Source organism: Streptomyces gobiensis (genome assembly GCF_021216675.1).
GTDB classification, from domain to species: Bacteria; Actinomycetota; Actinomycetes; order Streptomycetales; family Streptomycetaceae; genus Streptomyces; species Streptomyces gobiensis.
The window spans coordinates 2496329-2509431 of record NZ_CP086120.1 but is presented as its reverse complement, the minus strand read 5'-3'; the positions used below and the strand labels follow the sequence as shown (position 1 = coordinate 2509431).

The following is a 13103-nucleotide window of genomic DNA, read 5'->3' as shown; positions in this document are numbered from 1 at the left end:
ACAGACACCATGCATGAGCACATCGCGGAGGCCATCAAGGAGCCGGACGTGGTCACCGTCCCGCCGGGAGCGGTCTGCCTGCGCTTCGAGACGATGAAGATCTACTCGGCGCTGGGCGCGGTACGGCATCTCCTGGAGACCGGGCAGGTCAAGCCCGGCGACACACTCGTCGACAGCTCCAGCGGCATCTACGCCCACGCGCTGGCGCTGGCGTGCCACCGCTACGGAATGAACTGCCACATCATCGGCTCGACGACCGTGGACCGGACGCTCCGTGTCCAGCTGGAGATACTCGGCGCCACCCTCGAACAGGTCCGCCCCTCCAAGAACCTGCGACTTGACCAGAACCTCCGGGTGGAGCGCATTGGCGAGCTGCTGCGGGACAACCCTGACTACCACTGGATGCGCCAGTACCACGATGCCATCCACTATCTCGGCTACCGCGACGTCGCCGACCTGATCGAGAAAGAGGTGCCGCAGGGCCCGCTGGCCCTGGTGGGGGGCGTCGGCACCGGCGCATCGACCGGCTCCATCGCCACGTATCTGCGCGAGGCCGGACGGGATGTGACGCTCATCGGCGTCCAGCCGTTCGGCAGCGTCACCTTCGGCGCCGAGCACATCTCCGATCCGGACATGATCATCGCTGGTATCGGCAGCTCCATACCGTTTGAGAACGTCCGCCACGAGCTGTACGACCGTATCCACTGGGTGAACTTCGACTACGCCATGTCCGGTGCGGTCGAACTCCTGCGAGCGAGCGGCATATTCGCCGGTCTCTCGGCCGGAGCGGCCTATCTGGCCACGCTCTGGGAGAGGGAGCGGGAGAGGGAGACCAAGCGGGACGCGTCCAGGACGTATGTCTTCATCGCCGCCGACACCGGCCACCGCTATGTCGACAACGCCTACGCCAGCCACCCCCGGGCGCACGGCCTCGGATCGATGCGCCCGTACGAGGCCACCACCCGCGAAGAGCTCAGGCACCCCTGGTCCGCACTGTCCTGGCCGCCCCCGGACAGCGTCCTGGACAGCGCACCGAACGACGCGGACGAGCGTCGGGAACCAGCCCTGCTGACCGAAACCGCATGACACGGCTCTTCGGCAGCTGACTCGCCCTGACCCCGCACAACCCAGAACAACACCAGAAGAAAGACGCCGACATGGCCCACCCACAACCGCAGACCGTGACCGAGCTCAGCGACGCCGTGCTCGCCGGTGCCTACGGGACGCCGCCCCAAAAACTGACCGTCACCAGCGCGTTCTGGCTCCACCACACCACCCGGCTGGCCGGCAGCCAGGTCACCTACCGCAACCACTATCTGCTGACCCGCACCGGGGACGCCTTTGGCGCCTGTTCCTTCGAGGCCGGCGAACTCGACCCCGACTTCTGCGCGAACGCCTCGGGGCACACCCTCGACACCCTCATACGGCACAGCGTTCCCCCGGTCCGCATCGCCGCCCTCGACGCCTATCTCGCCCGGGTCCACCCGCACCGCGACGCACCCGAAGCCGAACCCGTCACCCTGCCCACCGGCACCCCCGAAACCAGGGCGCAGGCCAGGGACGCCGCCGTCGCTGGGCTGCTGGACATCGCACCCGGTGCCAAGGTCGCCCTCATCGGCGTCGTCAACCCCCTGGTCGCCGCGATCCGGGAACGCGGCGGCACCTGCCTGCCCTGCGACTTCAACCTCCGCAGCACGCAATGGGGAGACCCGGTCACCGACGATATGGCCGAGGTCCTGGCAGCGGCCGACGCCGTGGTCGCCACCGGCATGACACTCAGCAACGGCAGCTTCGACGCGATCCTGGACCACTGCCGCACCCGGGACATCCCGCTGGTGGTGTACGCCCAGACCGGCAGCGCCGTGGCCCGCGCCTTCCTGGGCGCCGGTGTCACCGCTCTGTCCGCGGAGCCCTTTCCCTTCTCCCAGTTCAGCGCCGACGCGACCGTCCTCTACCGGTACCGGGGAGCCCCCGCATGAGCAGCGAAACGAAGCACGCCAACCACACCGCTGAGGCCAGGGAAGAGGCCGCCGAACCCATACCCGGCGATCTGCGGATGACCCGGACCCTGTGGCCGCTGCTGCTGGCCTCGGCGGTCGGGCTGCTGCCCTTCACCATCTACAGCACCTTCCTGGTGCCGATCGCCGAATCGGCGGACAGCAGCAACGCCGCCATGGGTCAACTGCGCGGTCTGGGTGGCCTGGCCGCCCTCGCCGTGGGAACGGCACTGGCCCCGCTGATCGACCGGGTACGCAAGGACTGGGCGGCCGCCGGAGGCCTCGCCGTGCTGGCTGGTTCCGCGGCCCTGGGCGCCACCGGAGAGTTCCTGCTGATCGCCGCCTTCTGCCTGCTTGTCGGGGCCGGTACGGCCGTACTGAACCCGGCGCTCACCGCAGCGGCCGCGGATCGCTTCGGCAACGGTGCCGCGGCCGGCCGGGCGGCGACCCTCGTCACCGCGACCCAGTCGTTCACCGCGCTGATGGCGGCACCCGCGGTGGCCCTGCCAGCCGTGCTGTGGGGCTGGCAGGGAAACATGTGGGCCGTCGCCGTCGTCTCCTGCCTCCTGGCGGCGCTCTTCTTCGCCAAGGGCCGCACCCGCAGCGAAGAGACCCCAGCCGCCGGAAACCAGCAGAGCCGGCAGAGCGAGCCGAGCGAGCCGAGCCAGCAGGAGAAACTCGGCTACTTTGCCTCCTTCCGGGCACTGGCCGCTCTCCCCGGGGTGATCCCGCTCCTCTTCGTCGCGCTCCTGCGCACGGCCGCCTTCATGGGTTATCTCGCCTACCTGGCGGCCTTCTACCACGAGCGCTTCACCCTTGAACCCGGTCCCTTCGCGCTCGTGTGGACCCTGAGCGGCACGGCGTTCTTCGTCAGCAACTTCCTCACCGGACGTGTGCTGAGCTCCGACCGGCCGAGGATCACCACCGAACGTCTTATGCTCCTGGCCCTGGTAGTGGCGCTGGGCGCGCTCGTCGCCCTCTACTTCACCCACTCCCTGTTGCTCGCCCTGCCACTGACCGCGCTGATCGGTGTCGGCCACGCGACGGTCGCCGCCTGCGTCACTACGCTCCTCGTCCGCCGCTGCGGCACTCTGCGCGGCACCGCGCTGAGCCTCAACGCGGCCGGGATGAGCCTGGGCGTCTTCGTCGGCGCGGCCCTCGGCGGCCTGGGCCTGAGCCTGGCCGGCTACCCGGGCACGGCCCTGGCCCTGGGCGGGCTCACCCTCACCGCGCTGGGCTTCGCCTGGGCGGTGGCCCGCTCATCCTGAACAGGCCAGCTGGTCACGGCCGTATGGCCGTCATATGGACGCCATATGGCCGTAATCCGTGCCCGGGTCACTCGTTGATGTGGTCATCAGCAGAAAGGGCCGGTCGATGGGTGAAAAGCGGGAAAGTCCGGAGCACTTGGGCCGACGCCGGGTGCTCGCCGCTGCCGCGGTTGCCGCCGGGGCAGCTGTCGGCTGGACGCCGGCTTTCCGGCTGGAGGCGCATGCCGCGGGCCTTGCGGCCCCTGCGGGGTTCCCGGCAGGGATCCGCCTGGTACGGCAGGCGTTTCGCAACTGGTCGGGGGAGATCGCCCTCGACGCGGTGTGGACCGCGCTCCCCGCCTCCGCGGGCGACGTTGTCACTCTGGCCGACTGGGCCCGTAACCACCGTTGGCGGCTGCGCGCCAAGGGCATGGGCCATGGCTGGTCACCGCTCATCGTGCGCAACGGTGAGGACATCGGTCGCGTTGTCCTGGTGGACACGACGGCGTATCTGACCGGCTTCCGGCTGCGCGGGGGCGACCCCGCGATGCTCACCGCTGAGGCCGGTACGACCATGGACGTGCTGCACGGCGCCCTGGAGGCCGGGGGGTACGGTCTGACGGGTGTTCCTCAGATCGGTGACCTGACCCTCGGCGGCGCTCTGGCCATCGGCGCACACGGCACCGGTGTGCCGCTGCCCGGTCGGGCCGTTCCGGCGGGCACCGGCTTCGGCACCATGAGCGATCTCGTGGACTCGCTCACCGCCGTGGTCTGGGACGACGCGGCCGGACGCCACACACTGAGGACCTTTTCGCGCGAGAACCCGGACACCGCGGCGCTGCTGGTCCACCTCGGCCGTGCCTTCATCACCGAGGCGACCCTGCGGGTTCCGGTCAACATCCGGCTGCGCTGCCGCAGTTCCCTCGACGTACCCGTAGAGGAACTGCTCGGTCCGCCCGGCAGCGGGGGCCACACGCTGGAACAGGATGTGGCGCGTGCCGGCCGGATCGAGGTCCAGTGGCTGCCGTACACCCGGTGGCCCTGGCTGAAAGTGTGGACCCAGGAGCCGGTGCGGCCCGCCGCGTCGCGCCGGATTGACGCCCCGTATCCGTACTCCTTCTACGACAACCTGCCCGAACCGGTCTCGGATCTCGCGCGGGAGATTCTTCATGGAGCCGCCGCGACCACTCCCCTGTTCACCACTGCCGTGGAGGGGGCGATCCGGCTGGGCCTGACCGCGACGGTCACCTGGGACCTGTGGGGCTGGTCGAAGAACACACTGCTCTACCTGCGGCCCAACACGCTGCGGTACGCGGTCGGGGGCTGGGCGGTGCTGTGCGCGCGCAGCGATGTCCAGCGGGTGGTGCACGATTTCTACTCGCGGTTCGCACAGCGCCTCGCAGCGGACCGGGCACGGGGCGTGTACCCGGTCAATGGACCGGTCGGTATCCGGGTCACGGCGGCGGACCACGCGGGTGCCGGTGTGCCCCTGCTCTCGGCTGCCCGTCCCCGGCCCGGCCGGCCCGCCTGGGACACCGTGGTGTGGTTCAACGCGATGGCGTTTCCCGGTACGCCCGGGGCCGACGCGTTCCTTCGCTCTCTTGAGCAGTGGATGATCCAGCACTTCAGCGGGTGGTCGGCGGTCCGTCCCGAGTGGTCCAAGGGATGGGCATACGGCGCGAACGGAGCCTGGTCGGACAGCCGTCAACTCGCCAGCGTCTGGCCCGACGACTGGAACGACTGGTTGCGCTCGGCCGCCGCCGTGTTGAACCGGCATGACCCCGCAGGGGTCTTCAGTAGCCCCTTCCTGAACACGCTGTTCCCATAGCCCTTCGGTACCACACGCCACACGCGGCACGGCTGGTGTGTTGCGGGCGTGCCCTACTCCGGAGGCTTGCGGGACCGGGCCATCCTGGCGGCCACTGTGCGCGGCAGATGCCGTGCTGCCAGGGCGTACGCCTTGTACTGCCAGCCGGTGATGCTCAGGGGCCTGTTGTTGCGCAGGTCCTTCAGCGTCTGGCTCACCACTCGGTCCGCGTCCAGCCAGGCCCAGGACGGCAGGGAACTGACGTCCATCTTCGCTCGCTTCTGGAACTCGGTACGGGTGAAGCCCGGGCAGGTGGCCAGGACGCGTACGCCGTGCGGTGCGAGGTCGACGCGGAGGGACTCGCTGAAGCTGGTGATCCAGGCCTTGGCGGCGCCGTATGTTCCGGTGGGCAGCAGACCGGCCACGGAGGAGACGTTGATGATGGCACCCCGCCGTCGGCTGGTCATGCCGGGGACGGCCGCGTGGGTGAGGCGGAGCGGGACGCGGACCAGAAGGTCGAGCATCCGCTCCTCGTCGTCGACCGGGCTGTGCGGAAACGGCGCCGGGAGCCCGAAGCCGGCGTTGTTCACGAGGACGTCGATGGGGCGGTCGGGCATGGCCAGGCGCTCCTCGACCGTACGGCACTGCGCCGGGTCGAGGAGATCGGCCGCCAGGACGTCGGCGGTGATACCGAACCGCGTCCGCAGGTCGGCAGCTGTGCGGTCCAGGCGGTCCTTGTCCCGGGCGACCAGCACGAGGTCGCTGCCCTTGGCCGCGAACCGGCGGGCGAAGGCCGCGCCGATGCCAGCGGTGGCTCCGGTGATCAGAACGGTGGTCATCGAACTCACTTGCTTTCGGATGCGGTTGGGGTGATGGTGAAGGCTGCTGCGGGGGCGGACGCATAGGCTCGCGCCATGTCGAGGAGAAACGCCTTCTCGCCCGCGAGGCCGCCGCTGTCGAGGCTGAATGAGCCGGTGGCGGGCGGCTGCTGGGGACGACCGGCGAGCTTGGCGCTCCGGGCCGCTCTCATCATGCACGCGAGTACGGCCGCGTCGATATTGGAGTGGGGGACCCCGGCCTCGGTCACATGATCGCGCGCGAGAGCGTGGGTGCCGGGCGGGACGTAGTCGTTGAGGACCAGGATGGCGTCCCGGGTCTCGATGACCTTGCGGTAGATCAGCAGCTTGCGGGGGACGGGTGGCCACAGGAACTCAAGCGTCCTCCTGCGGGGCTTCGTCAGGGCCACATGCGGCACGGCGTCCACCAGATCACGCCACAGCGGCCACAGGCGCCACGCGGTCACGATATCGGCGGTCGCCCGGCTGAGGGTGAGGAAGGTCGGTACGAGGATGGCTGCTGCCCTGAGCAGCGCGTGCAGGTTCATGAACAGCGGCATCAACGGCATGGCCCAGCCGGTGCCGAAGGTGATCCGCAGCAGGTAGACCAGCCAGAACAGTCCAGCGAGGGCGGTACCGAGTCCAAACAGGTACAGGCTGAGACCGAGGGAGCGGTTCTGCGCCCGTCGGCCGTATCGCCAGCAGATGAAGACACAGACGGTGTTGGCGACAAGATGGGCGCCCATCAAGGTCAGCCAGTACGCGAGGGAGGGGACCGGATCACCGGTCGCGGGGATCTCGTGCTCCCGGTGCGGCGGTGCTGTCGCATCCAGCAGGAGCAGGGCTCCTAACGCGACGCTCCCGGCGACGCACACAGCGGTTCTGAGCCGTCGGCCACTGGTGGAGGACGCGACGAAGTAGAGCACGGCGACGGCTGACAGCGCCCCGGACATGTTCCTGGTCAGTGCGGTGAGATGGACCGGCCCGGAGAGCCGGGCGATGAGATCGGTGGTGGCTGGAAGATGCAGCGTCATAGCGGCGGCCGCGGTGGCCACGGCCAGCCACAACCCGCGTTGCTGCGGGGAGCGGACGGCCGAGGGCAGCCGCACGAGTACCGCGATCCAGAGGCAGAGGATTCCGGGATACTCGAGCGCCCGCCCGAAGTCGCTCAGCTCACTCATCGTCCAATGTCCCTATGCCCATGGCCGATCCGAGCTTGCCGGTGACACCGCGTGGCTGTTCCTGGACCGGCTGGTCGGCGGTCGTCCGTATCAGGCTGGCGAGCATCTCCGCTTCCTGCTCCTGGCGGGTGGTGTAGTTGGTGCGGCCGAGGAGATGTTTCACCGCTTGCTGGTCCAAGCTGGACAGCAGGCGTCCCACACCGTCGGCATCCCCCTCCTCCACCGCATAGTGGTTGAAGAGCATGTGGCCGAGCTCGTGCAACACGATGTGCTCTTGGTGCAGTCGGGATGTGTGCCGCTCGTAGAAGATGTGGTCGTCGGTGGCAGTGGCAAGCCACAGACCGCAGGTACCGGCCGACGAGGCCTCCGGCGGAAGGGGATGGAGATAGAGCGGTCTCCCGCGCTGGCCGGCGATGTGCCGGCAGAGAGCGTCGACGGAGAACGGCTGGGGGAGGCTGATCTGATCGACTACGGACTGGCAGCGCTGACGCAGTCTGAGATATCGGTACGGCATATGGTCTTCCCTGGGGCCCTTCCTCGGGCAGCGTCGATAGGCGCTCGTACAACGTGGCATGGCGGTCCCCACCTCTGCGGTCTGGGCGTGCAAGCCCTCACTCCCACGGACAGAAATCGCACGTGACGTCAGCTGTCCACATCCGTGTTCTCTGCCTCGTTCTCTGCCTCGCGCGAATCCAACTTGGGCAGGTTCTGGACCTTGCGGGCTTCATTCACCATCGTCAGCAGGGCGTCGAGACTCGCCTGCGACAGCCCCTCGGCGCGCAGTGCCAGATTGCGGACCTTGGCATCACGCAGCGCGGTGGCCAGCGCCAGATGGGCTCTGACCCGTTCCGAGGCTTCCTCGTTGAGGAAGTACTCCGGCGGGACTCCGAAAAAGCGTGCCAGAACGTCGAGTTGCTCCAGTGTTACGTTCCGTTTCTTTCCAGTGGCCAGCTCCCACAGATATGTCCCGGAGATAGCGCCGCCGGTGGTATCGCTGATCTCCTTGGCCAGCCGGGCGTACCCGGGTCTCTTTCGCTCATCGGGGTACATGGCCTGAATCAGCTCGTTGAGTCGCTGGTCGAACTTCCCCAGCACTGGAGGGCCAGCGGCGTCGCCTGCTGATTCGCTGCTCATGGCCGTCCTTCATGTCTGGGTCGCCGCTGGCCTGGCTGCCCGCTTATGCGAACAGAACTCATGTGCACATGGATATCCGCGTCCGCAATAGTTGACAAGCATGGTCTCGGCCACGGTGGTGGCGTAGTGGCTGGGGGCCACTGATGGACGCTCTTGGTTTGCGGAATCTGCGGCGACGAAGCTGACAATTGGGATGGACGATACCGAACTGATCACCGGAGGCGGTCCCGTGTCTCGTCGATCTGCGGCGCGTAGCACCGTGCGGATGGCCAGCGCCACTGTGGTGGCCCTCGCAGTCGTGGTCTCCGCGGCTGCCTGCGGCGGCGGTGAGGATGAGCAGCCTGCGGCAGCGGACACCGCCGGGGATCTCCTCCTGCAGTCAGTCGCGGATACCGGGCCGGACCCCTTCACCCAGTCGACGGCCGCCAAGCCACCCGCCGATGCCTTGCCGTCCCCGGCCAACTCACCGACGCCCACACGGCGGCCGCCCGCCAAGCCCGCCAGTCACCGGTCCGTCAAGGGCTCGAGCGACACCCTGTACGGCGGTTCGCGGGGTGTCGACAGTTGTGATGTCGAACAGCAGATCCGCTTCCTCACCAAGGACCAGGACAGGGAGCGTGCCTTCGCCAAAGTGGCCGGGGTCGGCACGTCCCTCCTCCCTGACTATCTGCGCTCACTGACCTCGGTCGTCCTGCGCAAGGACATCCGGGTCACCAGCCATGGCTTCGCGGATGGCCGCGCCACAGACTTTCCTTCGGTGCTTCAGGCCGGCACCGCGGTCCTGGTCGACAACGAGGGTGTGCCCCGGGTCCGCTGTGCCTGCGGCAACCCGCTGACCTCACCGACGGCGCTGAAGCGCACCGCGCGTCACCAGGGCACCGCCTGGCGCGGCTACCACCCGAAACGGGCCATCGTGGTCACCCCGGCATCCCGGCCGCTCACGAAGATCCGGCTTTTTGACGTGGTCAAGGAGACCTGGATCGAGCGCCCGATCAACAGCAAGAGCGCGAAGAACAACAAGGACAAGGTCATCCCGAGTCCGCCGCTGAAGTTCCGTGGCCGGGCCACCGGGCCCAATACCGTCGAGCTGACCTGGAAGCCGTCCAAAGGCGACGTCAAGGTCGCCGGTTACCAGGTCTTCCAGAAGGGCGAGCGTAAGCCGGTCCAGGAAGTCCTCCCGGACAGCAAAGGAGCACGCGTCTCCGGCCTTGAGGCCGGGAGCGAATACACCTTTACGGTGAGGGCGGTCGACGCCTCGGGCAACGCCTCCGCGGCGTCCAACAAGGTGGACGTGGTCACGGAATCCGAGCAGACCCAGGCGCCGGTTCAGCCCGACCAGCCGCAGCCGCCGGACCAGCCGCAGCCGCCGGACCAGCCGGATCAGCCCCAGCCGCCGCAGCCCGACCCGCCCCAGCCGCCGGACCAGCCGCAGCCGGATCAGCCCGACCCGCCTCAGCCGCCGCCCGACCAGCCCGATCAGTAGCCGAGCCCGGCCTCCCGGCTAGTGGGTGTGCGAGCGCTTAACGTGGAGCAATGCCTGCCGACCCGGTGACGTTGTTTCTCTGCGGCGACGTGATGCTCGGCCGCGGCGTGGACCAGATCCTTCCGCACCCTGGTGACCCGGTGTTGCGGGAAACGTATGTCTCGGATGCCCGCAGCTACGTCGGGTTGGCGGAGGCGGTGAACGGGGCGATTCCCCGGCCCGTCGACTTTTCCTGGCCGTGGGGAGATGCCCTCTCGGTACTCGATGAGGTCGCGCCCGATGCCCGGGTGGTGAATCTGGAGACGAGCGCGACACGGCGGGGCGAGTTCGCGGCGGGGAAGGCTGTGCACTATCGGATGAACCCGGCCAACCTCCCCGGCTTGGCGGCAGTCCGGCCCGACGCTTGTGTGCTGGCGAACAATCACGTGCTGGACTTCGGCCATCAGGGGCTGGAGGACACGCTGGATGCCCTGGCAGGTGCGGGGCTACGGGTGGCGGGGGCGGGGCGGGACCTCAGCGGGGCGCGTCGGCCCGCGACTGTCCCTGTTACGGGCGGGGGGCGGGTGCTGGTCTTCTCGTTCGGGATGCCGTCCAGCGGTATTCCGCGGAGCTGGGCCGCGGGTGAGGAGCGGGCCGGTGTTGACTTCGTACCCGAGCTGTCGGACGCCGCGGCGGCCGGGATCGCTGACCGCGTCCGGCAGACGAAGCAGCCGGGCGATGTTGTGGTCGCTTCCATTCACTGGGGGTCCAACTGGGGCTATGGAGTCTCAGATGAGCAGGTCCATTTCGCGCATGCGCTGATCGACGGCGGCGTCGATGTGGTGCACGGGCACTCCTCACACCATCCGCGTCCTCTTGAGGTGTACCGGGACAGGCTCGTTCTCTACGGCTGCGGTGACTTCATTGACGACTACGAGGGCATCAGCGGCTATGAGGAGTACCGGGATGACCTGCGGCTGCTGTACTTGGTCTCGGTGGAGCCGGAGACCGGCAAGCTGGCCGGTATGCGGATGGTGCCGATGCGGGCTCGGCGGATGCGGCTGGAGCACGCCTCGGGTAAGGATTCCGAATGGCTACGGGCGACTCTCGACCGGTTCAGCCGCGGCTTCGGCGCACGCGTCGGCCGCCAGCCGGACGGCACGCTCACTCTGCGGTGAGCGTGCGGAAGCTGCCGCAGGCACCACGCTGCCACGCCGCGATGCCTGCGGCAGGGGGTGTCTGGTGGGTCTCCGCGGCGTCGCGACGCCTGGCACGCACGCTCGCCGCGTTGTCGTCGGTCGCCAACCAACCAGGTTGGCTTCCTCCTCCGCCTTGCGATCGCACGCACCAGACGCCGCTCCTTCCTCCACGGAGATCCACCAGACACCCCCAGGCGCCTCAGGAGGGCGCTCCGGGCAGGGTGGGTGCGGCCGCGAAGAGGTCGAAGTACATGCCAGCCGCGACGAGCAGGCCGAGCACGCCGAGAATGACGCCGCCCAGGGCGACGGACTTCACCCAGGGCCGGGTGTCGGCCCGCCCGGTGAGCACGGCCAGCAGCACACCGCCGATGGCGAGGGCGATCAGGGCGAAGACGCTGTTGACGAGAGCCGCGGTGTGCCAGGGGGCGCCGTAGAAGGCCTCGATCTGGTCGCCACCACCGCCGCCGCCGGTCTCGATCTGGCCGATGATCTCCCTGCGGGAGCGCAGCATGTCGCTGAGGGAGGTACCGACGAGGGAGCTCAGCCCGAGCGCGGCGCTGACGACGGCGGCGGCACCCGCCGCGAAGCCGCCGGCGGAGCCGGTGTCGGCGGGGAGGTCCGAGAAGTCGTCGTGCCCCTCATCGGAGTCGTCGAGGCTGTCGCTGTCCTCGGAGGTGCCGGAGGCGGCGTCTGTTCCGGCGCCGGCTTCAGTGTCTTTTTCGGTGTCGGTGTCTGTGGGCTTCTCCGGGGAGGGTTCCCGGGACTGCTCCGGGTCTGTGGCTTCCTCCTGGTTGCCCTCGGGCTTGCTGTCGGCCATCTCGGTGTCCTTGTTGCGCTTGGTAACCATAAGGCGCCACCCTACGGGTCTTACCTAAGAGTCCAGTAAATCTTCCTACCGCGCCGGAGTGCCGCGGGCCGCCCGGGCGCGGTGCTCACCCTGGAAGGCCTTGGGGCTTTCTCCAATGAGGGTGGCATTTGCTACAGAGATGTGGTCTGTAGGCTGCAGCTGCCAGCAGACCTGGCTTATCTTGGCGCACATGCAGTCCTACACGATTGGTCAGGCGGCGCGGCTGCTCGGTGTCAGCCCTGATACCGCGCGGCGCTGGGCGGACGCTGGACGGGTGGCGACTCACCGTGATGAGGCCGGTCGGCGGCTTATCGACGGCCGGGATCTGGCCGCCTTCTCGGTCGAGCTCGCGCAGAGCGGTGCCGACGGTACGGGGGAGGAGGACGCCCCCTACACCTCGGCCCGCAACGCCTTCCCCGGCATCATCACCGCCGTGAAGCTCGGTGATGTCGCGGCCCAGGTGGAGATCCAGGCCGGCCCGCACCGGCTGGTTTCCCTGCTGACCAGGGAGGCCGTCGAGGAGCTGGGACTGGAGGTCGGCATGCGGGCCACCGCCCGGGTGAAGTCCACCAATGTGCACATCGACCGCAGCTGATCTGGAGTGTCATCACCATGCCGAGAGCCTTCGGCGGACGCGGCGTCGCTGCGGCTCTGCTGGCCGCTGCCCTGACCGCGCCGCTGGCCGCATGCGGGAAGGGGACAGATGACGGCGGTGCGTCCAGGACTGAGATCACCGTGCTGGCTGCTGCCTCGCTCACCGATGCCTTCAAGACCGCCGGTGCCGTGTATGAGAGGGAGAACCCGGGAATGAGGGTCAGGTTCTCCTTCTCCGGGTCTCAGGAGCTGGCCGCGCAGGTGAAGCAGGGCGCCCCCGCGGATGTTGTGGTCACGGCGGACACCCACACCATGAACGGGCTGAGGGGCGAGACCGGTACCCCGACCGTGATCGCCGAGAACCGTCTGGTGATCGCTACCGGTGAGGGCAACCCGAGGAAGGTCCGGGGTCTGAAGGATCTTGGTGGCGGCGGACTGAAGGTTGTCCTCGCGGCCCCTGAGGTGCCGGTCGGGCGGTACAGCAAGCAGGTGCTGGAGGCGGCCGGGGGAGTCGACGTCAAGCCGGTCTCCCAGGAGCCGAGTGTCCGGGCCGTACTGAGCAAGATCGAGCTCGGTGAGGCCGACGCCGGCATCGTCTACGCCACGGATATCGCCACGGCGGCGGACAAGGTCGATGCCATCGGCATCCCGGACGCGCAGAACGCCGTGGCCTCCTACCCGGCCGCTCCTTTGAAGAGCTCCGGGGAAGCGGGCGCCGCGGGGGCATTCGTGCGGTGGCTGAGCACGCCCGCGGCGCAGAAGATCCTGCGGGATACGGGTTTCCAGCTGCCATGAGACA

The 13103-nt window shown here is 68.6% G+C and carries 13 protein-coding genes; 8 read left to right on the top strand and 5 right to left on the bottom strand.

Features of this window, described 5'->3' with window-relative positions:
* The first annotated feature begins 9 nt into the window (after nt 1-9).
* The 4 genes from test1122_RS11535 to test1122_RS11520 all read left to right on the top strand — a co-directional run bounded on the left by test1122_RS11535 (nt 10) and on the right by test1122_RS11520 (nt 5072).
* On the top strand, nt 10-1086 hold the full coding sequence (locus test1122_RS11535; RefSeq protein ID WP_232269089.1) for a pyridoxal-phosphate dependent enzyme: 1077 nt from the start codon (nt 10-12) through the stop codon (nt 1084-1086).
* 71 nt (nt 1087-1157) lie between these two features.
* Nucleotides 1158-1979, top strand: coding sequence for a Rossmann-like domain-containing protein (locus test1122_RS11530; RefSeq protein ID WP_232269088.1), 822 nt, complete (start codon nt 1158-1160; stop codon nt 1977-1979).
* Nucleotides 1976-3265, top strand: coding sequence for an MFS transporter (locus test1122_RS11525; RefSeq protein ID WP_232269087.1), 1290 nt, complete (start codon nt 1976-1978; stop codon nt 3263-3265). The genes test1122_RS11530 and test1122_RS11525 overlap by 4 nt, the downstream gene beginning before the upstream one ends.
* A 79-nt stretch (nt 3266-3344) precedes the next feature.
* Nucleotides 3345-5072 (top strand): cholesterol oxidase substrate-binding domain-containing protein, encoded by a 1728-nt coding sequence (locus test1122_RS11520; protein ID WP_232269086.1) that lies wholly within the window; start codon nt 3345-3347, stop codon nt 5070-5072.
* A 53-nt stretch (nt 5073-5125) separates the two neighbouring features.
* On the opposite strand, the gene test1122_RS11515 is transcribed toward test1122_RS11520, so the two are convergent.
* From test1122_RS11515 to test1122_RS11500, 4 genes are all read right to left on the bottom strand, one after another.
* Entirely contained in the window at nt 5126-5890 is a 765-nt protein-coding gene (locus test1122_RS11515) for an SDR family NAD(P)-dependent oxidoreductase (protein WP_232269085.1), read from the bottom strand.
* 5 nt (nt 5891-5895) lie between these two features.
* Nucleotides 5896-7068 carry an MAB_1171c family putative transporter gene (locus test1122_RS11510; RefSeq protein WP_232269084.1) on the bottom strand — a complete coding sequence of 391 codons (1173 nt, stop codon included), beginning with the start codon at nt 7066-7068 and terminating at the stop codon, nt 5896-5898.
* A complete protein-coding gene (locus test1122_RS11505; protein ID WP_232269083.1) occupies nt 7061-7582 on the bottom strand; it encodes an ImmA/IrrE family metallo-endopeptidase in 522 nt (173 codons plus the stop codon). The genes test1122_RS11510 and test1122_RS11505 overlap by 8 nt, the downstream gene beginning before the upstream one ends.
* Nucleotides 7583-7710: 128 nt before the next feature.
* On the bottom strand, nt 7711-8202 hold the full coding sequence (locus test1122_RS11500; RefSeq protein WP_232269082.1) for a hypothetical protein: 492 nt from the start codon (nt 8200-8202) through the stop codon (nt 7711-7713).
* A 265-nt stretch (nt 8203-8467) separates the two neighbouring features.
* On the opposite strand from test1122_RS11500, the gene test1122_RS11495 reads away from it, so the two are divergent.
* A complete protein-coding gene (locus tag test1122_RS11495; protein WP_232269081.1) occupies nt 8468-9685 on the top strand; it encodes a fibronectin type III domain-containing protein in 1218 nt (405 codons plus the stop codon).
* Between the two features lie 50 nt (nt 9686-9735).
* Complete coding sequence (locus tag test1122_RS11490; protein ID WP_232269080.1) at nt 9736-10842, top strand: CapA family protein; 1107 nt, start codon at nt 9736-9738, stop codon at nt 10840-10842.
* Between the two features lie 220 nt (nt 10843-11062).
* Here the strand turns inward: test1122_RS11490 and test1122_RS11485 are convergent, their stop codons facing one another.
* On the bottom strand, nt 11063-11710 hold the full coding sequence (locus test1122_RS11485) for a hypothetical protein (protein WP_232269079.1): 648 nt from the start codon (nt 11708-11710) through the stop codon (nt 11063-11065).
* A 190-nt stretch (nt 11711-11900) separates the two neighbouring features.
* Here test1122_RS11485 and test1122_RS11480 point away from each other — a divergent pair, with 190 nt between their 5' ends.
* Nucleotides 11901-12305 carry a TOBE domain-containing protein gene (locus test1122_RS11480; RefSeq protein WP_232269078.1) on the top strand — a complete coding sequence of 135 codons (405 nt, stop codon included), beginning with the start codon at nt 11901-11903 and terminating at the stop codon, nt 12303-12305.
* 17 nt (nt 12306-12322) lie between these two features.
* Entirely contained in the window at nt 12323-13099 is a 777-nt protein-coding gene (gene modA, locus test1122_RS11475; protein WP_232269077.1) for a molybdate ABC transporter substrate-binding protein, read from the top strand.
* Nucleotides 13100-13103 lie beyond the last annotated feature (4 nt).